Below are 21612 nucleotides of genomic sequence, written 5' to 3' on the forward strand. Positions count from 1 at the left end.
GAAGACCTCATTGCAGATAGCTTCGCACGAGCGCGCCGGACACGAGCGTCCAGCCATCGACCACGACGAAGAAGGCGAGTTTGAAGGGAAGCGACACGATGGCCGGCGGGACCATCATCATGCCCATGGACATCAGGACGGCCGCCGCAACCATGTCGATGATCAGGAACGGCATGAAGACGAGGAACCCGATCTGAAAGGCGCGGCTGATTTCCGATAGAAGGAAGGACGGGACGAGGACGCTGAGCGCGCCACTCTCGGCCTGGGGTCGCAGGTCCTGCAAATGGGCAAGGGTATCCGCATCGACCCGGGCGAGCATGAAGGCGCGGAACGGCTCGACTGCGGCCTCGATGGCAAGGCCCGGCTCCATTTCGCCACGTGTCAGCGGCCCGATCCCGGCCTCCCAAGCGGCCGTGGCGACAGGTTCCATCACGAAATAGGTCAGGAACATCGCCAGACTGACGATGAGCATGTTGGGTGGCGACGCCTGCAACCCCATGGCCTGCCGCATGATGGACAGCACCGTCACGATGAACGGAAAACAGGTCACGGTGATCGCGATCCCGGGCGCGAGGCTCAGAACGGTCAGAAGGGCGATGATCTGCACCGTGCGCAGCGTCAGCGACCCTTCCCCGCCCAGGTCGAGCGACAGCTCCTGCGCCAGAGCTGCGCCGGGAAGGACGACAGCCAGGGCGATAAGCGCAGCTATGCGGAATTTCACGCGCCGCCGTCCGTATCGACGACCTCGGTCAGACGAACGGCCAGCCGCCCATTGGGGTCGCCCTCCACTTCCTCCAACTCGCCCCGGGCAATCAATCGATCCCCGGCATAGAGCTCGACCGGATCGGACACGCCGCGATCCAGCGGCAGGATCGCGTCACGCTTGAGCGCGAGAAGTTCGGCGACCGTCGGATGCGCGCGCCCCACGGATATCGTGATCTCGACGGGGACGCGGGATAGCGAGGAATGCGTATCGCCGGAAAAATCAGCCATTCATGGCCTCCTTGTCATCTAGGGGATGAGAATCGGCGGCTTCTCCGCGATCCATGGTTTCGAGAAAGGTTTCGAGCGCGTCGTCGAGTGCGGTCAGCGTGCCCTCCAGATCGATGCGCCGCTCTTGTCCGGGCCAGCGCACCAGGGCCTGCGACATGGGCAACGCCGCTTCCGCCTCGACAGTGACGCGCAGGGATCCAAAGTCGGCGCGTTCCACCAGACGGGTCAACGCGGCGACCTCCTCCGGAGCGACCACGATCGTGACGCTTTCGGTATCGCGCTGCACCAGATCCCGAAGGTCTTCCATCAGGATCCCCAGAAAGGCGCGTTCCGCCATATGCGGCAGCAGCTTGTCGAAGATGTCGCGCAGGACCGGCTCCATCGTTTGCAGAGCCGTGGCCATCGCGGCCCTCTGCTCTCTCCCGAGCATCTGGAGGCGTTCGGCGAGTTGCTCGCTCACACGGGTCTGCTGCGCCTCGACCTGGGCCAAGGCGTCATCCCAACCGGCGTTGTAGCCTTCGTCAAAGCGATCCGCCGTCTCGACGGGCGATTCGGTTCGGGGGACCGATGGCGCCTTGCCCCGGCCGAAATCCTCGAGTGCGAGCGCCGTCATCGTGCTTCTCGCTGGCTGTCATCCATCCAGCCCCGCAGGACTTCGACCGTTTCTTCGCGGCGATCCGTGATCAATTGGCGCAGCCGCTCGACCGGGTCCTGTTCCGCTTCGGATGGCCGGTCAAATCCGGATGCCATCGGGAGGGACCCCAAATCGGACAGATCCGGCAAGGCTCCCAAGTCGCCCAGATCGAAACCGTCGTCGGATTTCGAAGATGCGGACTGCGGTGCCGATAGCTCCCGGGGAGCTTCGATCGAATCGGGGGGCGCAAGTTGCATGCCATCGCCGACGGCCGGTGGCGGCAACTGCGGCGTCAGAACCTTGCCGAGTAGCGGCCGGACCACGAAAGCCAGCACGCCAAGGCCGAGCAGCGCCAGAAGGCCCGCCGTCACCATCTGCGCGACCTGTCCGCCGCTGAACCACGGCAGGGCCAGTCCCGGAGCGGCCTCCGCGCCAGGGGGCAAATCGAACTGCATGCTCCGCACGGTGACAATATCGCCTCGATCTTCGCGGAATCCGACGGCCGACTGCACCAGTTCCTGCAGAACGGCCAGTTCCTCGTCCGAACGCGGGGACCAGGCGACGGTGCCATCCGCCGCGGGTTCGCGCAGCCCGTCGACCATGACGGCCACGGTGACCCGCTCGATCGCCCCCGGTGCGCGCTCGATCTGACGCTCGGTCGCCGAGAAATCGTAGTTCACGCGTTCCCGCGTCTCGGCGTTGTTGCTTTCGCTGCCTTCGCCGCCCCCCGCGGCATCGCCCTCGGGCAGGTTGCTGGCGACGGTGACACCGGCCCCCGCACTGCCACGGTCGGACGACGACCGCTCTTCGGTGTCGGTGCTGACCACAACGCGGCTGTCGGGATCCAACCGCCGCTCGGTGATCATTTCACGGTCCTGCCGCGTCTCAACAGCCAGTTCCACCACATAGCGCCCCGCCCCGACGCGTGCCGCCAGCAGGTTTTCGACGGCCACCCGCATTTCAGCCATCCGCGAATCGCGCTCCTCTGCCTGGGTGTCGACGGCGCCGCCGCCCACGACACGCCCGCTGGCCCCGTCGATGATCGTCACATCCTCGGGCGACAGGTTCTGAACCGCGCCCGCCACAAGCGATTGCACCGCCCGGGCCAGCGACGCACCGACGACCCCGGACGTCATCTGGAGCGTGACGGAGGCCGTGGCCGACCGGTCCCGCGCGAAGGGGGATGTGTCCCCGGTGGCCAGATGAACGCGCGCGACCTTCACGCCCGGCGATGCCAGGATCGTGCGCGTCAGCTCGCCTTCACGGGCCCGCCAGAAAGCCGCATCGAACATCTGTGACGTCGTGCCGAACCCGCTCAGACCATCGAGCAATTCATACCCGGCGCCGTCCATGCGCGGCAGACCCTCGCCCGCAAGCTGCATCCGCAGCGCGTCGCGCATCGTGCCGTCAACATAGATCGAATCGCCCTGCACCTCGAAGGCGACGCCGCGGGATTCGAGGCTGGCCACGATCTCCGAAGCGGCGGCTGGCTCCAACCGAGCGAAGAGGAGTTCCATGCGCGGCGCGGTCGCCAAACGCGTCAGAAACAACACAGACGCAAAGGCCACCAGCGTCGCCAAGGCCAGAACGGCCAGGCGGCGCTTGTCCTGTCCCTGCCAGAACGTGCTCAGATTCTCCAACGTGCGATCCCCCTTCGGATGCGGTTCACCCGTTCTGGGTGTCGAGGGGCAGGATTCCGCACTTGCGTTAACATTCGGTTAGTCACCGATCAGTTACGACAAACCTCGAAATGACGAGGATGCCGATATGGCCGAACCGGACGAGACACAGCCAGACGAGGTCGAGGAGACCGGCAAGAAGAAGGGCAAGCTTGGCCTGGTGATCACGCTTGTCCTGTCGCTCCTGTTGGCCGGTGGCGGTTTCTTTGCAACATTTTCAGGAATGCTGGACCCGATCCTCGGCACCTCCGAAACCGAAGCCGAATCGCACCCGACGGCCGAGCCTGAAACGGTGGCGGCTCCAACTTTCCTGGAACTCGACCCCCTGGTCGTGACTGTCGGCAGCAGCGGTTCCATCCGGCAACTTCGGTTCCGCGCCTTCCTTCAGCTACACAACGGTCCGGATGAAACCGTGGCTGCCCTCAGACCCAGGATCCTGGATATCTTCGCGACCTATCTGCGCGCCGTTCCCGTCGACCGCCTCGAGGATCCGACGGCCCTTCTGCACCTGCGCGCCCAACTTCTTCGGCGCATCCAACTGCTCGTCGGACCGGATTCGGTTCGCGACCTTCTCATCGTGGACTTCGTGATAACCTGACATGCCCTATCTGACCCTCCTCTCCGATCTGATCTTCGTCGCGGCAACTGTCGGCATGGCCCTGTGGTGCCGCGTTCTTACAAAGCGGTTGCGCGCGTTCAACGATCTCGAGAAGGGCCTCAGCGGGACAATCGCGGCGATGTCGACCCAGGTCGACGATCTCAAGGCCTCGATTTCCGCGGCCACAGCCTATCGGGATGATCGCCTGGAACGCCTCGAGGCGGCCAACAGCTCTGCCGATGATCGGATCGGTCGGATGGAGATGCTCATGGCCAGCCTGGAGGAGTTGGAGCAGGAGACAGCGGACCGCCTGCTTTCCGACGCCGAGGTCATGCCGGATTCCGTGCCCAGTTTTCGCGCAATGCGGCCCGTCCAGCAAGTGAAGGGGAACCTCTGATCATGGCACTGCTGCAAAAGCTCAAGCTGGTTTCGATGACGGTCTTGATGGCCCTGTTCGTGCTGTCGGCCTTGACCCGGATCGTTTCTGCAAGCCTCTCGTCCGTGCCGGACGGGTCCGCAGACGAGGTGGAGCACGACCGGGCCGCGCTTCTGTGTCCGCCATCCGACGAAGTCGCGACCCTGCTCGAACATATCGCGACCCGCGAGCAGGAGCTCATGGCAAGGGAAGAGGCCGCGGCCCTTCGCGAACAGGACTTTGCCGTGGCTCGGCAGGAGATCGAAGTGTCTCTTTCTCGCCTGGCCGAGGCGGAGGCGCGCCTTGCCAACCGCATGGCCCAGTCGAGCACGGCTGCCGAAGACGATGTGACCCGATTGGTCAACGTCTACGAGGGCATGAAACCCAAGGACGCGGCCCTGCTGTTCGAAACGATGGAACCGGCATTCGCCGCGGGATTCCTCGCCCGCATGAACGCCGACGCGGCCTCCGCGCTCTTCTCGAATCTGTCGCCCGAAAAGGCCTACGCCCTGAGCGTTCTGATGGCCGGGCGCAATGCAAACGCGGCCAGGGAGTAGGAAAATGGTTGGAGCAGCGGGACTAGCCTGCGTCTTTATCATGGTGTTCGGCGGTTATCTGATCGCCGGCGGCAAGATGGACATCATCCTGAAATCATTGCCGTTCGAAATGATGATGATCGGTGGCGCAGCCGTCGGAGCATTCCTGATCGGCAACAGCATGTCGGAGATAAAGCACACGCTGAAGGACCTGGGAAAAGTCTTCAAGGGTGCGCGGTGGAAGCCTGACGACTACCGCGATCTTCTTTGTCTGTTGTTCGAACTCGTACGCTTGGGTCGGCAGAATGCGGTTGCTCTGGAAGAGCACATCGAGAACCCCGCTGAGTCCCCGATCTTTCAGGAGTACCCGCGGATTCTGGCCGACAAGGAGGCGATCGCGATGATCTGCGATACGCTTCGGGCCATCTCGATGAACTACGACGATCCGCACCAGGTCGAAGAAGTCCTCAGCAATCGGATCGAGGAAAACATCCATCATTCGCTGCATCCCAGTCATGCCCTGCAATCGATGGCCGACAGCCTCCCTGCCTTGGGTATCGTGGCCGCTGTCCTCGGTGTGATCAAGACGATGAGCGCCATCGATCAACCCCCCGAAGTTCTGGGCAAGCTGATCGGTGGCGCGCTTGTCGGGACGTTCCTCGGGGTCTTTCTGGCCTACGGGATCGTCGGACCCTTCGCGGTGCGGCTCAAGGCGGTCAATGAACAGGATGGGCACTTCTATTGCCTCATCCAGGAAGTCCTCGTGGCCAACCTGCACAACCATGCAACCAACATCTGCATCGAAGTGGGTCGTCAATCCACGCCAAGTCACTTCCGTCCCAGCTTTGCCGACCTCGAAGAAGCGCTCAAGGGGCGCAAGGCTGCATGACATTCGGAGCCGTGCGGGTCCTTGCCTTCGGTGTGTTCCTGCTGCCTTGCAGCGCTTTGGCAGAATCCGTTCAGTTGCGCTCGGGCGAACACGACGGGTTTTCGCGATTGGTTTTTGCCGATGAGCCCGACCAGACATGGCAGATCGACAGGCCAACAGAACGCCGTGTCGAGATCCGCTTTTCAGCGCGCGAACCCGAGCTCGACGTCAGCCGGGTTTTCGATCTGATCCCGCGCGACCGGATCCGGGATATTGCGTACGAATCCGGGATTCTCTCTCTCGACCTGGCATGTGACTGCGGTGTCGACGTGAGCCAGATCCCGACCGGGCATGTCGTCATAGACGTGGGCGATGGAGACCCGGATAGCCCCGCCGGTCAGACGATCGCTGTCAGATCAATCCCTGTTCCGCTTCAGGGACTCTCACTGGATCTTGTGCCATCCCCGGCCGAACCGAAGACGGGACCTCGCCTGGCGCAAGCTCCGCTTCGTGAGAACACACCCAGTCAGGTCCGAGTCCAGCCGCTCAGGATTGCGCCGCTGATCCTGCCCGAGCAATCGCCCGAGGCAGAGGCGTCGACGATGACTTGCTCGTTGGAACAGCGCGCGGCTGGCATCCTGAATGCAGATCCCGACGCGGCCCTTGCCCAGTTGACTGAAGCGACGTCCAGCCTTCTCGACGGTCAGGACTTGCTGGAGGAGGCCGCCATCGAAAGGCTCGCCGATCTCTATCTGTCCGCTGGATGGGGGGCCGAGGCCATCGCCGTTCTGCAAGCCGGGAAAATATCGGATACCGAGCGCGACGTGATTGCCTCCGCGCTCGACAACACGGTGCCTCGGCATTCTTCGATCGTCGACCCGGGGTGCGGTGCGGCCGCAACGACACTTGCGCTTCTCATCGGGACAGATCGCGAACTTTGGGCGCGCAGCGATCAGTCCGCGTTGGTTCGCTTTCTCGCGGATCTTCCCGACACGCGTTGGAAGGACCTGGAAACGAGGATCGCCAATGCGCTAGCGTCACTTTCTGCCGAAGACCTGCTCATTGGCTTGCACAAGAACACTGTCGTGCCCGACCCGGGCCCCGACCTCCCCGATCTGGCCGGAACGGATGCCGCGGCCATCGATGCCGTCCTGCGATTGTTCGAGCAGGCCGCGGCAGATGGTGAAGTTCTCGATGAGACGAATCTCGTGAATGCGCTTGCGCTCTTGCCATCCGTGCCGCCCGGGCCGCAGGAAACGGCGATGCGCGAGGGGCTGGCTTTGGCACTGCTGAAAGCCGGGCACATGGAAGACGCCCTGAAGCTGGTCGAATCGGACCCTGTCCAAACCGAAATATTGACCGAGCATGCCCTTGCGACGCTGGCACCGGGTTTGGCCGTCGAATTCGCAATGCGGGCACGCTCCCGATTGCCGATCTCAAGTCCGGTACGTGCCAGGGCCGCTGCCCTTCTGGAGGGTTTTGGTCTCTCCAGCCTTGCCGGAGCCTATGCGCCGCGGCAGCCGCGACCGGTTCAGGACGTCCCTTCAGACGCGGCGATCGTGCCGGACCCATGGCTTTCACGCGACTACGCAAGCTTGCTCGAGACCGAAGACGTCGCGGCCCGCAAGGCGGTCGCGGCACTTATCCTCGACCGCGATGCAACGATTGACCCGGAAGGCGACCTTGCCGCGGCAGAGCTGATCCTGTCCGAAAGCCAGCAGATGTCCGCAGCAATCTCGGAGCTGCTGCAGGATCCCGCGGTTCAGTAACGGTGCCTTAACCGAAATCGACTACGCCATCGGTAGCCAGGCAGAACGCACGGGTCCGACATGAGAACGATCTTCCAACCGACGGCCATGATGGCGCTGGCGCTCATGGCGGTAATCCTGATGATGATACTGCCGATGCCGTCGTGGGTGCTCGATATCGGTCTGGCGGCAAGCTTCGCCCTTGCAATCCTGATCTTTACGACGACGCTCTATATTCAGCGTCCCCTTGATTTTTCGGCCTTCCCGACAATCCTCCTCGCGTCGTTGATGCTGCGGCTGTCCCTCAATGTCTCGTCGACAAAACTCATCATCGGCGAGGGGCACACGGGAACCGACGCCGCAGGGAGCGTCATCGAAGGATTCGCCAGCTTCGTGATGAGCGGAAGCGTTGCCTTGGGTCTCGTGGTGTTTGGCGTCCTTCTGATCGTGAACTTCATGGTCATAACCAAGGGCGCCACCCGCATGGCCGAAGTCGGCGCCCGCTTTGCGCTCGACGGCATGCCCGGCAAACAACTTGCCATCGACAGCGACATGTCCGCCGGGGCCATCGACCACGAGGAAGCCAAGCGTCGACGGGAAGTCGAATTGGCCGAGACGACGTTCTTCGGCTCCCTCGACGGCGCTTCGAAATTCGTCAAGGGCGATGCGGTCGCCGGGCTTCTGATCACCTTGCTGAACCTCGTCGTCGGCCTGACGGTCGGAATGGTTGCCCATGACATGCCGATTGGCGAAGCGGTTGAAACCTATGCAATCCTGACCGTCGGGGACGGATTGGTCTCGCAGATTCCGGCGGTCATCATCTCCATTGCATCGGGCCTTCTTCTGGCCCGTGGCGGCGGTAAAGGCGCCGTCGACGTGGAAATCATCACCCAGATCGGACGCCATCCCGCTTCGCTGGCCGCCGTCGCACTCATCATGATCGTTTTCGCGTTGGTTCCTGGCCTGCCGTTCATCCCCTTTATCGCCGGGGCGGCAATCCTGGGGGTGGCAGCCTGGCTGCGCCATGGAACCCTGACCCGTGCGGAAACCGCCCCGGACAAGGTCGAATTCGACGCGCCGAAGGAAAAGGAAATCGGTGACGTTCTTGCGCTCGATGACATCCGGGTCGAATTTGCGCTCGATCTGGTCGACCTGGCGCTGGACCCGTCCAACGGGCTCGAGTCGCGTGTTGTCGGCCTGCGCAATCACATCGCAGAGCGGTTTGGCATCATACTTCCCGAAATCCGGCTGACGGATGATCAGGGGTTGCCCGCCGGAACATATGTGATCCGGATTCACGGGGTGGAAATGGCGCGTGACAGGCTCGAGCGCAATCACGTCCTGATGTTGACCGGCGCAGGCACACCCGAGCAGGTCCCCGGCCGCAACGTGCGCGAGCCGGTCTATGGCGCGCCCGCCAAATGGATTCCGGCGGCAGCGGCCGAGGAGCTGATGGGCGAGACCATCGTGACGCCGGGCGAGGTTCTGGCGACCCACCTTCTCGAGGTCATCAAGTCGAACTTCCCCCGACTGCTCGGGCTGAAGGGGCTGCAGCGTCTGCTGGATGCGTTCACCAAGGTTTCAGCGCCCGAAAAGTCCGTCGCGAACCGCCGCCTGCTGGAGGAGATCGTCCCCTCCAAGGTGCCGCATGAACTCCTTTTGTCCGTCCTTCGGCTCCTGCTGGCGGAACGGGTTTCGGTCCGCAACCTGCCGGTGATCCTCGAAGCGATTTCCGAGAGGCGCGACATGGGGCTTTCGCCCGAGGATATTGCCGAGCACGTCAGACACCGCCTTTCGACGCAAATCACCGCCGAGCTCAAGCGGGCCGACGGAACCCTTCCGCTGATCCAATTGTCGCCGGAATGGGAGGTCACCTTCGAGCAGCATCAACTCGAAGGTGCGAATGGCCGCCGCGACATCGCCTTGCCGCCGGAACTGTTCCAGAAGCTCGCAATTGGCCTTGCTGAGGGGATCGGGCAGGCAGCGCGCGATGGAAACACGGCTGCGATCGTCACATCCTCGCGGCGCCGTCGGTTTGTCCATGAGGTCATGTCGGCGCGCGGGCTTCCCAATCCGGTGATCGCCTACGAAGAAATCGGTTTCAACACGACGCCCGCCATTCTCGGCTCGGTCGCGGCATGATCGAGGCAGCGCTGGCCCTTCACGAGGCTGCAGCGCCGATCCTGTCCCAGTTGTTTGTCGTCTTTTTGCGGATCGGCGCGGTGATGGTCGTCCTGCCGGGACTCGGCGACCGGATGATCCCGGTTCGTGTGCGGCTGGTCGTCAGTTTCGCGCTGAGTGCGGCGGTCGCCCCGGCGGTCGATCTGGCCGGGGACGTGACCGCCGGATTGATCGCCACCGAGACGATCATCGGCCTCGCTTTGGGGTCGGTCCTTCGGTTCATAGCCTTGGCGCTCAACATGGCCGGCATGATGGCAGCTCAACTGACCTCGCTCGCGCAACTGTTCGGCACCGTCGAGCCGTCGTCGGCCATGGGCAATATCCTGAACCTCGCCGGTCTGGCGCTCATCATGGCGTCGGGACTGCCTCTGATGGTGATCGACCTGCTGATCCGCAGCTATGAGGTCCTGCCACTTGGCTTCATCCCCGATGGGAGCGACCTGTCACGTTGGGGCCTGGCCCGCGCGGCCGAGGCCTTTGCCCTCGCCTTCGCGTTGGCTGCCCCCTTTGCCTTGGCCGCGCTGATCTACAACGCCGCCATGGGCGTCATCAATCGCGCCATGCCGCAGCTCATGGTCGCCCTTGTCGGCGCACCGGCAATCACCTGGGCCAGTGCGGTCCTGCTATTCTTGGCGGCGCCCCTCATGCTCACCGTTTGGAAAGCGGCGATGATTGCCACGTTGGGCGACCCGATCGGACACATCCCGTGAGCCAGGACGACGGCGCCGAACGCAGCCATGAACCAACCCGACAGAAACTCGACGACGCCCGCAAGAAGGGCGAATTGGTCAAGTCGCAGGACGTGGCCACGGCGGCGAGCTATCTCGGTGTTCTGCTTTGCCTGATGCTGATTGCGCCTACGGTCGGACGGAGTTTTGTCGATATCGGAGGCACGCTCCTGGCTGATGCCGATCGATTGTCCGAGCAGGTCCGGATTGACGAAGGTACCGGCGGCGGGCGTGTTCTGCTGGCATTCCTGCAGAATACCGGCCTGCTTGTCGTTCCTGCCGCAGCGCTGATCATAGCAGCCATCGTCGCGCAACAAGCCTTCGTCGTCGCGCCGACCAAACTCGCCCCCAAGCTTTCGCGCATCTCTCTGCTGGCGAATGCCAAGAACAAGTTCGGCCCCTCCGGCTTGTTCGAATTCGCCAAATCCGCGGTCAAGATGCTGATCTATGGCGGGTTCATGGGATGGTTCCTGATCCGCCACGCCGACCGGATCGTGGCCGCAGCGGCCATCGATGCCCGCGCCATTCCGGCGCTCATCCCCAGACTTCTGGCCGAATTCACCGTCGGCGTGGTTCTGGTCGCAAGCGGGATCGCGGCCGTCGACTATTTCTGGCAACGCCACACGCATATGAAAAAGAACATGATGACGCGTCAGGAGGTCCTGGACGAAACGAAACAGTCGGAGGGCGACCCGCTGATGCGGGCGAAGCGGCGACAAAGGGCCGAACAGATTGCCCTGAACTCGATGCTCAAGGACGTGCCGGACGCGGCCGTGGTTGTCGTGAACCCGACGCATTACGCCGTCGCTCTGAAGTGGTCGCCGATGGATCCCACGCCCCCGGTCTGCGTGGCCAAGGGGGTCGATCACAGCGCCCTTCGGATCCGTCAGATCGCGACCGAGGCTGGCGTCCCGATTTTCAGCGACCCACCGACGGCCCGTGCCCTCTTCGCCGCCGTTGACGTCGGCAACCCGATCGAACGCGAGCACTATGCCGCGGTCGCCGCCGCCATCAGGTTTGCGCGCGAACTGGAGAAGAACGGCAAATGACTGGAAATTCCGCCCGAAAACTTCGTGACCTTGAACAACTGGCAACCCTGCGGCGGGATCGGTCGGCTGTACGCCTGGCCAAGATCCAATCCCTGATTGATCGGTTGCAGACCAAGGCAGACGATTTGCGCGGCAAGGAACTGGCCGCGTCCGCAGATATCGCGCAGGCGATCGTTCAGGATCGATGGGATCGGTGGCGTGCAGGCCAACTGGCCGAACTGTCGACGCAAATCGCGCGCCTGCAAGCCGTGGCACAGCCGGAGCGCGAACGGCACGCACGCGACCAGGCGCGCCGTGCCATTCTGGAAAAACTGAGCAGGTCGAAGCGCTAGGAAGAGCCTAGCTAGCCTGCCGCGCCATGGAGACGATCAGGATACGGGCGGTGTCATCCCCAAGCCGTTGCTGAACGACTTCGTTCAGCCGAACCCGGAGACGGTTCATATTTTGGGCATCCGTGAAATCACCGTCGAACCCCCCGAAGTTTGCATGGAGGAAGAGAGCCTCGGTCAGACCATCCCGAAGCACCGGCTCACGCAGGAATATGTCCGCCTCCGCCGTGAAATCCGTCTCGATCCCAAGGTTGAGCACAACGTGGCTCCAGACGGTTCCGTCGCGCAGTACGGGGACAACGAACCCCTCGCGAAACCGGGTGATTGCCGCGGTCGGGACAGGTGCGACCTCCTCTGCGTGTTCCTCGTCTTCGCGCTCGGGTGGTGCAGGACGCAGGACATAGCCGGCGGCCGCCCCCCCGCAGAGGGCGACCAGGACGACGAAGATGGCGATGATCTTGCCCATCTCAGAACGGCAGAAGAATGTCGGCGACCTGCTGGCCATACCGGGGTTGCTGGACATCCGTGATCTGACCGCGACCCCCATAAGAAATCCGGGCGGCCGCGATCTTGTCGTAGGTGATCTCATTCTGGCGGGAGATGTCTTCGGGCCGCACGTAGCCTGTGACCAGCATCTCGCGCAGCTCGAAATTCACACGAACTTCCTGGCGGCCTTCGATCTGCAGAACGCCGTTTGGCTGCACCTCGATCACCGTTGCGGCGACACGCAGCGTCAGACGTTCCTGTCGCCGCACACCGCCCGATCCGTTCGACGCGCTTTGCGATGAGGTCGAGACAGCATCGCCCAGGGTCGCGCCACCGGGCAGCTCGTCCTCCAGACTTTGGGGAAGGCCGAAAAGCTCGGGGATTTGCAGCGATTCAGAGCCGCTTCGCGACCTGTTGGTGGAATTGTCGATCTGCGCGCTTTCGTCGATCTCGACGACGACAGTCAGGATGTCGCCGCGAACGCTCGCCCGTCGATCGCCAAGGAGCGACTGCCGCCCCCCGGTCCAGAGCGACGCGGAACGAAGGGGATCGGCATCCTCGAGAACATTGAACGGTTGAGGCGCCGCCATGGCGCGTTGTTCATTGCTGTCGGCAACGGGCGTCAGTTCCGGCGCCTGCCCCACATCCGCAATTCGGGCGCAAGCCACAAGAGAGAGAGCCGCCAGCAGGGGAAGGGCCACGAGACGTGTCATATTCGCTCCGAAAATGGGTTAATTGACGATGATTGAACCGGACGCCGTGGCAACTCCGGTGACGGTAGTCCGGGACGACAGGTTCATGACGCGTACCTGCTCGCCCGCGCCGGCCCGGCTGAGGGCGCGACCTTCGAGCGTGATGGTCAGCCCGCCACGCCGAAAGATGAGCGGGACCACAGCGTTGCGGTCGATGACAGTGGGCAAGCCGACATCGCGGACGAGGATCGCCCGCCCGGGATAGAGGTTCACCCGCGCTTCGAGGCCGATCAGGTCGCGCGGATCGGAAAAGCCGTTCGGGTCCGAAACCTCCCGGAAGGCGAGGTCGTCGGCCACCAAGGCGGTGCCCGCGCGAACGGGCTGCACCACGGTCACGGATTGGGCGGCCGCGGATTGCGCGCAGGCAATGACCAAGGGAAGAACCAGACGGATCATCGGATTTGCGTCGTCGCCGACATCATCTGATCCGCGGCCGTGATGACCTTGGCATTCATCTCATAGCCGCGCTGCGCCTCGATGAGGTTGGTGATCTCCCGGACGGCGTCAACGGAACTGTCCTCAAGATATCCCTGACGAAAGAAGCCCAGTCCGTCTTCACCGGCAAACCCGACGAAGGGCGCGCCGGATGCGCCGGTTTCGGCGTAGAGATTCGAGCCCAATGCCTCGAGTCCTTTTTCATTGGTAAAGCCGACGAGGCTGAGCTGGCCCAGAAGCTCCGGTTCGACGCGGTCGACGAAATAGGCATAGACCTCCCCTTCGGGATTGATCGAGATCGAGCGCGTGTCATCGGGGATCGTGATATCCGGGACGACAGGGTGACCGTCGGAGGTGACGAGTTGCCCCTCTCCCGTTCGTTTGAGCGCGCCGTCGCGGGTATAGGCCGGGTTCCCGGACGGCAGGGTCACCTCGATATACCCGCGACCCTGGATCGCCACGTCGAGGTCGCCGCCGGTCTGGCCGAGGGCACCTTGCGCCACTTCCATCGTCACCGCAGTCGGGCGGACGCCAAGGCCAAGCTGCACGCCGGCCGGGACGATTGCGCCCGTCGCGGAGTTGATCGACCCGGCCCGCGTAACCTGCTGATAATGCAAGTCGGCGAATTCGGCCCGGCGGGCGTTGTAGCCTGTCGTATTCATGTTCGCGAGGTTGTTCGAGATCACCTCGACCCGGGTCTGTTGCGCGGCCATACCCGTTGCCGCGATACTCAAAGCACGCATTCTGCGACCTTTCTCATTGTTCCATCAAGCGCAGCATGCTGCGCATTCGCTCATCTTCGCGGTCCATGAAGCCCTGACCCATCTCGTAGGCATTCTGCACCGCAACCATCCGCGCGATTTCCAGCACCGGCTGAACGTTCGACGCCTCGAGGAAGCCCTGCAAAACGGCCGGATTCTCGACCGGTTGAACATCTTCGGCGGCAAACATCGTGCCCGCGCGGCGGGTCATGGCCCCGCGGTCGGTCGGGGCGACGATGCCGATCCGAGCGACGGGCTGTCCGTCGGCGGACACGGTCCCGTCGGGGGCAATGCGAATGGAAATGGCGTTGCCCGGTACAAAAAGCGGTGCGCCGCCTTCGTCCAGAACAGGATAGCCTTCGGCAGTCTGAAGCCCGCCATCGGGTCCGGCCAGAAACGCACCGGAGCGGGTCAGATGCGGCACGCCCGCGACATCCACGGAGAAATACCCGGGCCCCTCGATCGCCAGATCGAAGGTGCCGCCAGTTTGCTCCAACCCACCCTGGTCGAAGCGCGTTTCGCGTCCGTTGGCATGGGCGAACGATACGGACGGGGTGTCACGCCCCCCGCGCATCACGAACTCCGAAAAGACGATTCCCTCGGCCCGGTAGCCGGTCGTGTTCGCATTCGCGATGTTCTGCGCAATCACGTCCATTTCGCGCAACAGGCCCGTCTGGCGCCCGAGCGTGGGATAAATTCCATCGGCCATCGGTCAATACCCCTGAATGATTGGCAGCAAGGTGTCGGTGAAATACCGCCCGAGCGTGAGGGTCATGAAGCTCATCGAAACCCAGAACGCGCCGAGGATCGCGGCCATCTTCGGCACGAACGTCAGCGTCATTTCCTGGATCGAGGTCAGCGCCTGCAAAAGACCGATGGCCAGCCCGACCACCAGCGCCACACCCAGGATCGGCGCAGAGATCAGGACGGAAATCCAGAGGCCCTGCCGAAGGGTGTCAAAGAAGATGAGCTCGGACATCGGTCAGACCGGCATCCGCAGGATTTCCTGATAGGCCTCGATGACGCGGTCCCGAACGGTCACGACGGTATCGATTGCCAGTTTCCCCTCGGCCAGCGCGGTCACAAGGGCGTGGGGGTCGGCCCCGCCGGTCACCGCGGCCGTGGCCTGGGTTTCAGCCTGCCGAAGCATGTCCGTGAAACCGGCGACGGCATCGATTGCGGGGTTCGACTTGGGCGTGGGCGTTCCGCCCAGACCCGTCAAGATCGGGTTAAGGTCCATTCTGGCCTCCTGTTGGAAAGTGGTGTCGCGTTCGTTCGTCAGCGCTTGAGAACATCGAACAATTGCGACGACATGCGTCGGACCTGTTCGAACATCTTCAGATTTGCTTCGTAGCTGCGTTGCGCCTCGCGGGCGTCGGCAAGTTCGGTCACCAACTCGACGTTGGAGCCGTCGTAGTACCCTTGCGCATCGGCCATAGGATGTGCCGGATCATGGATCCTCGGGAGTTCACTTCGGTCGAGTTGGACCGGGCCCGCCTCGACTGCCCCAGTACGCTGGCCATCCTTGACGGTCGCGCGAAACTCGATCGTCTTGCGACGATAGCCGGGTGTATCCGCGTTCGCGATATTCTCGGCCACGTGGCGCAGGCGTTGTCCCTGGCTGCGCATGCCCGACGAAAGTATGTCGAGTGCGTTCGAAAACTCGGCCATGTGTTACCTCCGGCCCAATGTGGAGCGCATCATGTCCAGCGCATTCTGATACACCGTGATCGCACGATCATGGCGGCGCGACGCTTCGATCCCGCGCAGGATCTGATCTTCCAGGTCCACGGTGTTGCCATTCGGATCGGCGGGTTGGTCACGCAGTTCGAAACTGCGCGCCTCGGCGGTGGCGACCCCAAGATGGCCCGACCTTGTGGCCCGCATCTCGAACTCCACCGCGTTTGGAAACGATGTCATGTCCCGGGCCTTGAAGCCCGGCGTATCGGCATTTGCCACGTTCGTGGCGATGACCGCTTGCCGGGCTGCGGCGTGTCGGGCCGTTCCCGCAGCAAGGCGGAGCAGATTGGGTATCTCGTTCACTGGCCAACTCCTTCGTCGTCCGTGCAACGAAGCCTTAAGACTGATTCCTTTAGAAATCGTTTCAAGCGACTCAGGGAATCCCATGACACAGACCTTCGAAGACCCCTTCGCCCCCCTCCGGGCCCAGCTTCCCTTGATCAAAAGATCGCATAGGTTGGGGCGTATCGTCCGGTTGGAGCCATCCGGCTTTCTGGTCGAAGGGCTGTCCGAGCACGCGCGTTTGGGGGACGAACTCTTCTACGAAGACGCGGATGGCCGCTCTCATCGGGCCGAGATCGTTCGCCTCGACCGCGAATCGCTTTGGGCGGCACCCTACAGTTCCGCCGAAGGCCTGCGCATCGGTCTGGCGGTCTGGCCAGCCGGGGCGCCCCGAATCTCGCCCGACACATCATGGATCGGGCGCGTCATCGATCCCTTCGGCGCGCCGCTCGACTCGGGCCGACTTCGGCCAGGCCTGCCGCGACACCTACGCGCGACTCCACCGGCCCCCGGCCAGCGACGACACTTGGGGGCGAGGTTGCGAACGGGATATGCGGTGCTCGACACGATGCTACCGATCGTAGCCGGACAGAGAATGGGCCTGTTTGCCGGATCGGGTGTCGGCAAATCGACTCTTCTCGGCGGTCTCGCCCGCGAGATGCAGGCCGATGTCTGCGTTTTGGCCCTGGTCGGAGAGCGGGGACGCGAAGTCAACGAATTCGTCAACCGGGCCATTGGTCCAGCAGGCATGCGTCGGACGGTCGTCGTGGCCGCGACATCGGACATGCCCGCGAACGTCCGTCGCAAATGCCCCTTCGCCGCTTTGGCGATTGCAGAGTACTTTCGCGACCAGGGCAAAAGTGTTCTGTTCCTTTGCGACAGTTTGACCCGCGTCGCCGAGGCCCACCGGGAAGTCGCGACCGCCGCGGGGGAGGCTGCGAACCTGCGGGGCCATCCCGCCAGCCTGACGCCCTTGCTTGCATCGCTGTGCGAACGTACCGGACCAGGCGAGGGCGGGACTGGCGACATCACGGCGATTTTCTCGGTGCTGGTCGCAGGGTCGGATATGGAAGAACCCGTCGCCGACATCGTCCGGGGCCAGCTGGACGGCCACGTCGTCCTGACCCGCGAAATTGCCGAAACAGGACGTTTCCCGGCAATCGATGTCCTTCGATCCGTCTCGCGATCCTTGCCGGATGCTGCCACAGCCGAGGAAAACGCCATCATCGCGGAGGCGCGCAAGATCCTGAGCGTTGCGGATCGCTCGGACTTGATGGTGACGTCGGGTCTCTATGACCGAGGGTCCAATCCCGAGATCGACAAAGCGATCGTCCTGGCACCAAGAATGAACGAACTCTTCACAGCCAAGGGTTTGCCTCGGATCACGGACGGATTTCGACTGCTTGCCGGACTTCTCGGCCGACCTTACGCGGGATGAATTCGACGCTGACGAAAAAGAGGCGGTCGGCGCCTTAGAACCCCCGTAACAGGACCAGTGCAGGCGAGGATGGCGCGGTCGTCCCGTTGGAAAGCCCGTCCAACGCCGTATAGCGATCAAGGATCCGCCCGAGCAGCTTTGGTTCCCCAAGCTCCCGGACATCGCTGGTCCCAAAGATCGCTTCCGACCGCTCAAGGAACGTTTCAAGCTGCTTGTCGATCGGGAGCGTCGCGAATGCCGTGGGCAGATTCAACGCGGTTTCCATCACCTTGCGCAGCGGGGCCGTCCCCATGATCGCGAACCATTTGGTCCGGTTCGAGGTGCCGTCGTTCCCGATCGACACAAGCTCCCGCTCGGCGTTCAAGGCCAGCCGCATGGAATCGTTTGTCTTTCCCAGGTCGATCTCGAAACTTCGGCTCTTGTAGCGCTCCGCGATCCGGTCGGCGAAATCGGAGATTTTGGTCGACGGCACCGGGAAATCACCGAAGCCGAATGTCCGCGACAGATCGCGATACCGCTTGTCCGACAGCCTGTTCGCAAGCGCATCCGTCTCGATAGTGCCTTCTTCGAGCACCTTGCGGATCAGAAACTTGCTATTGATATCATCCTGCAGACCGAAGGCCGTCAGGGCGACCGACAAGAGCCGGTAATCCCCGACAAGCTGTTCTGCGGTGTCGATCTTGCCGATGTTCTGGGCGAAGTAGTCCAGGTCGCGCTGGAGGACCGCGCCTTGGCCATGGGCCTCTCGCTGCGCCGAGATGGTGTTCTGAAGAAACCGCCAGCCAGCAAGCCCGCCTGTCGGAACGAAGGGCTGAAAGGTCATGATGTGATCCGTGCCAGAATTTCGGACTCGCGCTTGCGAAGGCGGCCGAGGTGACGAAGCGCCTGATAGAACTGGCCCGCTTCCAGATGCTCCCGAACCTGGTCGATACAAGCGCGGTCATCCGGCATGGTGAAGGCATTCCGCAAGGGCGGCAATGTCGCCAGTGTTTCCGGCAACCCCTCCTTGGCGGGCCACTCGCCGATCAGCATGAGCTGGACCGCGTGGGCCAATCGGCTGACCGGCGAATTGGCAGCGTTTGGATCCACAGCATCGCGCAATCTGAGCAATTGCGTGTCGGGCGTGAGCAGGCGCAGACGGGCGCCGCGCCCGACGTTTTCAATCACCGCGCCATTTACGACGATGCGATCTCCCGCCGGAAATTTGAGCATGAGGCCGGCCATTCAGCTTGCCCCGTTCGACAGGCCGGCGGCAATGCGGCGGTTGATTTCGAAAAGGACCTGGGGCTTCCCCGATCCGCCGAGAACTTCGCTCGTTTGCCGGTCCACGAAACCGGCCAAGCTGATGATGCTTGCCCGCAACTGCGGTGTCATCTCGTTGTCATCCGACGCACAGGCCATCGCGGCGGCTTGCCAGAGCCTGCGGTTGTCATGGAGCGCCGAAACACGAACTGTAGCGGATGCCTGGTCGTCAGCATAGGCCGCTTCCAGGCGACGGGTGACCTTGGCAAAAACCAAGGCTTCTGCACGTGTTGCTGATGTCAGAGAGGGATCAAGCGACGCGTATGCGTTCGCCGCCATTTGCGAATAGCCCATATCTTCGATGTCTCACTTTTTGCGAGCTTCGCGCTTTGGCGAAGGTCCGGCGCTTTGCGCCATGGGGGACAAAGGGTTCGGAATTTCGACCACTTCGGGGAAACCCGACCCCAAAAAGGGGTCGGGCCACGATCCAATTACCGGAACAGCGACAGGATCGACTGCGGCGCCTGGTTGGCGATCGACAGCGACTGCGTCGCGAGCTGCTGCTGCACCTGCAGTGCCTGCAGGCGGGCCGAGGCCTCTTCCATGTTGGCATCCACCAGCGCACCGATCCCCGAGGTCAACGAGTTCGACAGCTTGGAGACGAAGGACGACTGCGTTTCGATCCGGCCCTGCGCCGAACCCAGTGCGGCGGCCGAGTCGATGGCGGTCGAAATCAGCCCTTCGATACCGGCCAGGGCCGCCTTGGCGCCGTTCTTCGTGGTGACATCGAAGTCGGCAAGCGATGCCAGCGCACCACCGATGGTCGCCGAGTTCGTCGCCGTTGCCGCCGAGGTAGCACCCTGATCAACGCGAACGGCGAGGGAGTCGGTACCGTCCGTCTTGGTCGAGGTAAACTTCAGGTTGACGCCGGTCGCAACATTGTCGCCGACCGAAACGGAGAGAATGTCGAGATCCAAACCTTGCTTGGAGGCATAGCCGTTGTAGGCCGCTACCAGACCCCGAGCCACGTCAGCTGCGGTGTCACCCTCGCGAGCGACATAGAGGATCTTGGACTGATCTGCTGACGTGGTGCCCGTGGTATAGTCGGCGGGGGTGAAGGTGCTCGCATCCGCGTCGGTGCCGGCAATGCCGATGGAATAGGCCTGGCCGGTAGTGACAGATGCCGTCGTGATGACGATGTTCTGGGTCTGGGTCGCGTTCAGGTTCGCGGCCGTGCCAGCGGTCAGCGCGGTGCTGCCGGTGTAGGCGGCCTTCGTGGTGCCGAGGTCCTGCTTGCTGATGCTGATCGAGCTGGCGGCGACACCACTCCCGCTCCGATCCAGCGAGGACAGGACGTTGACCGATCCTTCGCCCGTCGTGCGGGACGTGTTGCCCAGCATGTTGAGGCCGTTGAACTGCGCAGCACCGACAACCGAGCCGATCTGATCACGCAAGGCGGTGATATCGGTCTGGATCTTGGTGCGGTCGACGTTCTCTTCCTGGGCGGCGACGATCTTGCCCTTGATCTGCGTCAGAAGGTCAGTGACGGTTTCGGCCGCATTGCGTGCGACAGCAGTGGTCGATTCACCCAGAGCGAGGCTTTCCTCGATGGATTTGAAGCCCTGCACGTCGGATTCCATCTGCTTGGAAATGGCCCAGACGGCAGAGTTGTCCTTGGCGGTAGCGACGGATTTTCCGGTCGAAATCTCGGACTGGGTCATGCCGAGGTTCTTGTTGATGGATTGCAGGGTCTGCAGCGCAACCATTGCGCCATTGTTGGTCAGAATGCTGGACATTGGTAGTTCCTTTGAATGCGCCCGCTTCGCGGGGCTTGTGACAGCTGCTTTCGCAACCAGATCGACATTCTGTCCTGAGGCAACCGACGCATTCGGCCACCCACGTTCGCCATTCTCGGCGTGTGTCCTGATATTGGGCTTGCCCTAATCGGACCTTAATGCGCCAGCATCGAATACTCTGAATTCATTTAAGATTTGACCGGATGACGTCGCCCGAGTCCCGATGCCGCACTGCTAAAATCCTGATCTGTCGACAAAAATCGGATCAAACCACCTGGGCAAGCGCCTTCGTGGAGAAAATACGGATCAAAATCAGGCGGTTTTCCCGACCTTCGGCCGCTCAGACGGGCAAGGCGCGACCTTCGGCAACCACTTCCATCACCGTGTAGGTGCGGGTTTCGCGAACCCCCGGCAGGGTCAGAAGCGTATCGGCCAGAAACTGACGATAGGCGGCCATGTCCCAGTGCCGCGTCTTGAGCAGGTAATCGAAGCCGCCGGCAACCATGTGGCATTCCTCCACATCGTCGACCTCGCGGATCGCCGCGGCGAAGGCGTCGAAGATGTCCGAGGCCGTCCGGTCCAACTTGACCTCCACGAAGGCCGTCATCCCCCGCCCCAGGGCCGCCGACGACAGGCGGACCGAATACCCCTTGATCACGCCATCGCGCTGCATCCGCCGCATTCGCTCGGCCGTGGCATTGGCAGACAGGCCGACCCGTTCGGACAGCGCCGTGACGGGGATTCGGCCATCGTCCTGAAGTTCGCGAAGAATCGCACGATCCAGCGCATCAAGGGTGGGGAATTTCGTGGAATTCTCAGCCATGCGTCAGAGTTACTGCGAAAAGCGCGGAAAATGCCAGCGGGACTTGTGAAGTTTCGCGAGATATTCGGAAATTCTTGGCGTATCATGCGGAAAGCCCCT

28 protein-coding genes are annotated in these 21612 nt (G+C 62.8%); 9 read left to right on the top strand and 19 right to left on the bottom strand.

Annotated elements, in window-relative coordinates:
- Positions 1 to 7: 7 nt before the first annotated feature.
- Genes fliP through fliF form a run of 4 tightly spaced genes read right to left on the bottom strand, consistent with a single transcriptional unit; the run spans position 8 to position 3267 of the window.
- A complete protein-coding gene (fliP, locus tag BM002_RS13355) occupies positions 8 to 721 on the bottom strand; it encodes a flagellar type III secretion system pore protein FliP (RefSeq protein WP_245749252.1) in 714 nt (237 codons plus the stop codon).
- Positions 718 to 993, bottom strand: a complete 276-nt coding sequence (locus BM002_RS13360) for a FliM/FliN family flagellar motor switch protein (protein WP_092781922.1) — start codon at positions 991 to 993, stop codon at positions 718 to 720. Before BM002_RS13360 ends, fliP begins: the two co-directional genes overlap by 4 nt.
- On the bottom strand, positions 986 to 1606 hold the full coding sequence (locus BM002_RS13365; protein WP_092781925.1) for a FliH/SctL family protein: 621 nt from the start codon (positions 1604 to 1606) through the stop codon (positions 986 to 988). Before BM002_RS13365 ends, BM002_RS13360 begins: the two co-directional genes overlap by 8 nt.
- Positions 1603 to 3267 carry a flagellar basal-body MS-ring/collar protein FliF gene (fliF, locus tag BM002_RS13370; protein ID WP_092781928.1) on the bottom strand — a complete coding sequence of 555 codons (1665 nt, stop codon included), beginning with the start codon at positions 3265 to 3267 and terminating at the stop codon, positions 1603 to 1605. Before fliF ends, BM002_RS13365 begins: the two co-directional genes overlap by 4 nt.
- Before the next feature lie 127 nt (positions 3268 to 3394).
- Between fliF and BM002_RS13375 the strand changes: the two genes are divergently transcribed.
- From BM002_RS13375 to BM002_RS13410, 8 genes are read left to right on the top strand one after another with little or no spacing between them, the layout of a single operon-like run.
- Complete coding sequence (locus BM002_RS13375) at positions 3395 to 3904, top strand: flagellar basal body-associated FliL family protein (protein ID WP_092781931.1); 510 nt, start codon at positions 3395 to 3397, stop codon at positions 3902 to 3904.
- A gap of 1 nt (position 3905) precedes the next feature.
- On the top strand, positions 3906 to 4301 hold the full coding sequence (locus BM002_RS13380) for a hypothetical protein (protein WP_092781934.1): 396 nt from the start codon (positions 3906 to 3908) through the stop codon (positions 4299 to 4301).
- Between the two features lie 2 nt (positions 4302 to 4303).
- On the top strand, positions 4304 to 4876 hold the full coding sequence (locus BM002_RS13385; RefSeq protein WP_092781937.1) for a MotE family protein: 573 nt from the start codon (positions 4304 to 4306) through the stop codon (positions 4874 to 4876).
- A 4-nt stretch (positions 4877 to 4880) separates the two neighbouring features.
- Positions 4881 to 5744 (top strand): flagellar motor stator protein MotA, encoded by an 864-nt coding sequence (gene motA / locus BM002_RS13390; protein ID WP_092781940.1) that lies wholly within the window; start codon positions 4881 to 4883, stop codon positions 5742 to 5744.
- Entirely contained in the window at positions 5741 to 7492 is a 1752-nt protein-coding gene (locus BM002_RS13395; RefSeq protein ID WP_139212373.1) for a hypothetical protein, read from the top strand. Before motA ends, BM002_RS13395 begins: the two co-directional genes overlap by 4 nt.
- A gap of 60 nt (positions 7493 to 7552) precedes the next feature.
- Positions 7553 to 9613 (top strand): flagellar biosynthesis protein FlhA, encoded by a 2061-nt coding sequence (locus tag BM002_RS13400; protein WP_092781946.1) that lies wholly within the window; start codon positions 7553 to 7555, stop codon positions 9611 to 9613.
- Positions 9610 to 10362, top strand: a complete 753-nt coding sequence (locus BM002_RS13405; RefSeq protein ID WP_092781949.1) for a flagellar biosynthetic protein FliR — start codon at positions 9610 to 9612, stop codon at positions 10360 to 10362. The genes BM002_RS13400 and BM002_RS13405 overlap by 4 nt, the downstream gene beginning before the upstream one ends.
- Positions 10359 to 11429 (top strand): EscU/YscU/HrcU family type III secretion system export apparatus switch protein, encoded by a 1071-nt coding sequence (locus BM002_RS13410; RefSeq protein ID WP_092781952.1) that lies wholly within the window; start codon positions 10359 to 10361, stop codon positions 11427 to 11429. The genes BM002_RS13405 and BM002_RS13410 overlap by 4 nt, the downstream gene beginning before the upstream one ends.
- On the opposite strand, the gene BM002_RS19145 is transcribed toward BM002_RS13410, so the two are convergent.
- The 10 genes from BM002_RS19145 to BM002_RS13460 all read right to left on the bottom strand — a co-directional run bounded on the left by BM002_RS19145 (position 11369) and on the right by BM002_RS13460 (position 16235).
- Positions 11369 to 11704, bottom strand: coding sequence for a hypothetical protein (locus tag BM002_RS19145; RefSeq protein ID WP_139212374.1), 336 nt, complete (start codon positions 11702 to 11704; stop codon positions 11369 to 11371). The genes BM002_RS13410 and BM002_RS19145 overlap by 61 nt on opposite strands.
- Before the next feature lie 64 nt (positions 11705 to 11768).
- Complete coding sequence (locus BM002_RS13420) at positions 11769 to 12224, bottom strand: hypothetical protein (RefSeq protein WP_092781958.1); 456 nt, start codon at positions 12222 to 12224, stop codon at positions 11769 to 11771.
- A gap of 1 nt (position 12225) precedes the next feature.
- On the bottom strand, positions 12226 to 12957 hold the full coding sequence (gene flgH, locus BM002_RS13425; protein WP_092781961.1) for a flagellar basal body L-ring protein FlgH: 732 nt from the start codon (positions 12955 to 12957) through the stop codon (positions 12226 to 12228).
- Between the two features lie 18 nt (positions 12958 to 12975).
- Complete coding sequence (flgA, locus tag BM002_RS13430; RefSeq protein WP_092781964.1) at positions 12976 to 13392, bottom strand: flagellar basal body P-ring formation chaperone FlgA; 417 nt, start codon at positions 13390 to 13392, stop codon at positions 12976 to 12978.
- Positions 13389 to 14174, bottom strand: coding sequence for a flagellar basal-body rod protein FlgG (flgG, locus tag BM002_RS13435; protein WP_092781967.1), 786 nt, complete (start codon positions 14172 to 14174; stop codon positions 13389 to 13391). Before flgG ends, flgA begins: the two co-directional genes overlap by 4 nt.
- Positions 14175 to 14187: 13 nt before the next feature.
- On the bottom strand, positions 14188 to 14901 hold the full coding sequence (locus BM002_RS13440; protein ID WP_092781970.1) for a flagellar hook-basal body complex protein: 714 nt from the start codon (positions 14899 to 14901) through the stop codon (positions 14188 to 14190).
- Positions 14902 to 14904: 3 nt separating this feature from the next.
- The gene (locus tag BM002_RS13445) at positions 14905 to 15171 is read right to left on the bottom strand and encodes a flagellar biosynthetic protein FliQ (protein ID WP_092781973.1); all 267 of its coding nucleotides are present in this window, start codon (positions 15169 to 15171) and stop codon (positions 14905 to 14907) included.
- A 3-nt stretch (positions 15172 to 15174) separates the two neighbouring features.
- Positions 15175 to 15432: a flagellar hook-basal body complex protein FliE gene (fliE, locus tag BM002_RS13450; protein ID WP_092781976.1), complete on the bottom strand. Its 258-nt coding sequence runs from the start codon at positions 15430 to 15432 to the stop codon at positions 15175 to 15177.
- A 38-nt stretch (positions 15433 to 15470) separates the two neighbouring features.
- Positions 15471 to 15863: a flagellar basal body rod protein FlgC gene (flgC, locus tag BM002_RS13455; RefSeq protein ID WP_092781979.1), complete on the bottom strand. Its 393-nt coding sequence runs from the start codon at positions 15861 to 15863 to the stop codon at positions 15471 to 15473.
- A 3-nt stretch (positions 15864 to 15866) separates the two neighbouring features.
- Positions 15867 to 16235, bottom strand: coding sequence for a FlgB family protein (locus BM002_RS13460; RefSeq protein WP_175484898.1), 369 nt, complete (start codon positions 16233 to 16235; stop codon positions 15867 to 15869).
- A gap of 82 nt (positions 16236 to 16317) precedes the next feature.
- Between BM002_RS13460 and BM002_RS13465 the strand changes: the two genes are divergently transcribed.
- Positions 16318 to 17652 carry a FliI/YscN family ATPase gene (locus BM002_RS13465; protein WP_092781986.1) on the top strand — a complete coding sequence of 445 codons (1335 nt, stop codon included), beginning with the start codon at positions 16318 to 16320 and terminating at the stop codon, positions 17650 to 17652.
- Between the two features lie 34 nt (positions 17653 to 17686).
- On the opposite strand, the gene BM002_RS13470 is transcribed toward BM002_RS13465, so the two are convergent.
- The 5 genes from BM002_RS13470 to BM002_RS13490 form a co-directional block, all read right to left on the bottom strand.
- Positions 17687 to 18475 carry a DUF1217 domain-containing protein gene (locus tag BM002_RS13470; RefSeq protein ID WP_092781989.1) on the bottom strand — a complete coding sequence of 263 codons (789 nt, stop codon included), beginning with the start codon at positions 18473 to 18475 and terminating at the stop codon, positions 17687 to 17689.
- The gene (locus BM002_RS13475) at positions 18472 to 18876 is read right to left on the bottom strand and encodes a flagellar biosynthesis repressor FlbT (protein WP_092781992.1); all 405 of its coding nucleotides are present in this window, start codon (positions 18874 to 18876) and stop codon (positions 18472 to 18474) included. Before BM002_RS13475 ends, BM002_RS13470 begins: the two co-directional genes overlap by 4 nt.
- On the bottom strand, positions 18877 to 19248 hold the full coding sequence (gene flaF, locus BM002_RS13480) for a flagellar biosynthesis regulator FlaF (protein ID WP_092781995.1): 372 nt from the start codon (positions 19246 to 19248) through the stop codon (positions 18877 to 18879).
- Positions 19249 to 19385: 137 nt separating this feature from the next.
- Positions 19386 to 20690, bottom strand: a complete 1305-nt coding sequence (locus BM002_RS13485; RefSeq protein WP_092781998.1) for a flagellin — start codon at positions 20688 to 20690, stop codon at positions 19386 to 19388.
- 340 nt (positions 20691 to 21030) lie between these two features.
- Entirely contained in the window at positions 21031 to 21513 is a 483-nt protein-coding gene (locus BM002_RS13490; protein WP_092782001.1) for an Lrp/AsnC ligand binding domain-containing protein, read from the bottom strand.
- Positions 21514 to 21612: the final 99 nt, after the last annotated feature.

It is taken from the genome of Jannaschia pohangensis, from assembly GCF_900113875.1.
GTDB lineage: Bacteria > Pseudomonadota > Alphaproteobacteria > Rhodobacterales > Rhodobacteraceae > Jannaschia > Jannaschia pohangensis.

What these genes read in the sequence shown, in the direction of transcription:
- BM002_RS13385 (WP_092781937.1), top strand. Translation starts at nt 4,304, where the DNA reads ATGGCACTGCTGCAAAAGCTCAAGCTGGTTTCGATGACGGTCTTGATG.
- BM002_RS13365 (WP_092781925.1), bottom strand. Translation starts at nt 1,606, where the DNA reads ATGACGGCGCTCGCACTCGAGGATTTCGGCCGGGGCAAGGCGCCATCG.
- BM002_RS13445 (WP_092781973.1), bottom strand. Translation starts at nt 15,171, where the DNA reads ATGTCCGAGCTCATCTTCTTTGACACCCTTCGGCAGGGCCTCTGGATT.
- flaF (WP_092781995.1), bottom strand. Translation starts at nt 19,248, where the DNA reads ATGGGCTATTCGCAAATGGCGGCGAACGCATACGCGTCGCTTGATCCC.
- fliE (WP_092781976.1), bottom strand. Translation starts at nt 15,432, where the DNA reads ATGGACCTTAACCCGATCTTGACGGGTCTGGGCGGAACGCCCACGCCC.
- flgH (WP_092781961.1), bottom strand. Translation starts at nt 12,957, where the DNA reads ATGACACGTCTCGTGGCCCTTCCCCTGCTGGCGGCTCTCTCTCTTGTG.
- BM002_RS13395 (WP_139212373.1), top strand. Translation starts at nt 5,741, where the DNA reads ATGACATTCGGAGCCGTGCGGGTCCTTGCCTTCGGTGTGTTCCTGCTG.
- flgC (WP_092781979.1), bottom strand. Translation starts at nt 15,863, where the DNA reads ATGGCCGAGTTTTCGAACGCACTCGACATACTTTCGTCGGGCATGCGC.
- flgA (WP_092781964.1), bottom strand. Translation starts at nt 13,392, where the DNA reads ATGATCCGTCTGGTTCTTCCCTTGGTCATTGCCTGCGCGCAATCCGCG.
- flgG (WP_092781967.1), bottom strand. Translation starts at nt 14,174, where the DNA reads ATGCGTGCTTTGAGTATCGCGGCAACGGGTATGGCCGCGCAACAGACC.
- BM002_RS13405 (WP_092781949.1), top strand. Translation starts at nt 9,610, where the DNA reads ATGATCGAGGCAGCGCTGGCCCTTCACGAGGCTGCAGCGCCGATCCTG.
- BM002_RS13490 (WP_092782001.1), bottom strand. Translation starts at nt 21,513, where the DNA reads ATGGCTGAGAATTCCACGAAATTCCCCACCCTTGATGCGCTGGATCGT.
- BM002_RS13360 (WP_092781922.1), bottom strand. Translation starts at nt 993, where the DNA reads ATGGCTGATTTTTCCGGCGATACGCATTCCTCGCTATCCCGCGTCCCC.
- BM002_RS13470 (WP_092781989.1), bottom strand. Translation starts at nt 18,475, where the DNA reads ATGACCTTTCAGCCCTTCGTTCCGACAGGCGGGCTTGCTGGCTGGCGG.
- BM002_RS13375 (WP_092781931.1), top strand. Translation starts at nt 3,395, where the DNA reads ATGGCCGAACCGGACGAGACACAGCCAGACGAGGTCGAGGAGACCGGC.
- BM002_RS13420 (WP_092781958.1), bottom strand. Translation starts at nt 12,224, where the DNA reads ATGGGCAAGATCATCGCCATCTTCGTCGTCCTGGTCGCCCTCTGCGGG.
- BM002_RS13400 (WP_092781946.1), top strand. Translation starts at nt 7,553, where the DNA reads ATGAGAACGATCTTCCAACCGACGGCCATGATGGCGCTGGCGCTCATG.
- BM002_RS13475 (WP_092781992.1), bottom strand. Translation starts at nt 18,876, where the DNA reads ATGGCCGGCCTCATGCTCAAATTTCCGGCGGGAGATCGCATCGTCGTA.
- BM002_RS13465 (WP_092781986.1), top strand. Translation starts at nt 16,318, where the DNA reads ATGACACAGACCTTCGAAGACCCCTTCGCCCCCCTCCGGGCCCAGCTT.
- BM002_RS13440 (WP_092781970.1), bottom strand. Translation starts at nt 14,901, where the DNA reads ATGGCCGATGGAATTTATCCCACGCTCGGGCGCCAGACGGGCCTGTTG.
- BM002_RS13380 (WP_092781934.1), top strand. Translation starts at nt 3,906, where the DNA reads ATGCCCTATCTGACCCTCCTCTCCGATCTGATCTTCGTCGCGGCAACT.
- BM002_RS13485 (WP_092781998.1), bottom strand. Translation starts at nt 20,690, where the DNA reads ATGTCCAGCATTCTGACCAACAATGGCGCAATGGTTGCGCTGCAGACC.
- motA (WP_092781940.1), top strand. Translation starts at nt 4,881, where the DNA reads ATGGTTGGAGCAGCGGGACTAGCCTGCGTCTTTATCATGGTGTTCGGC.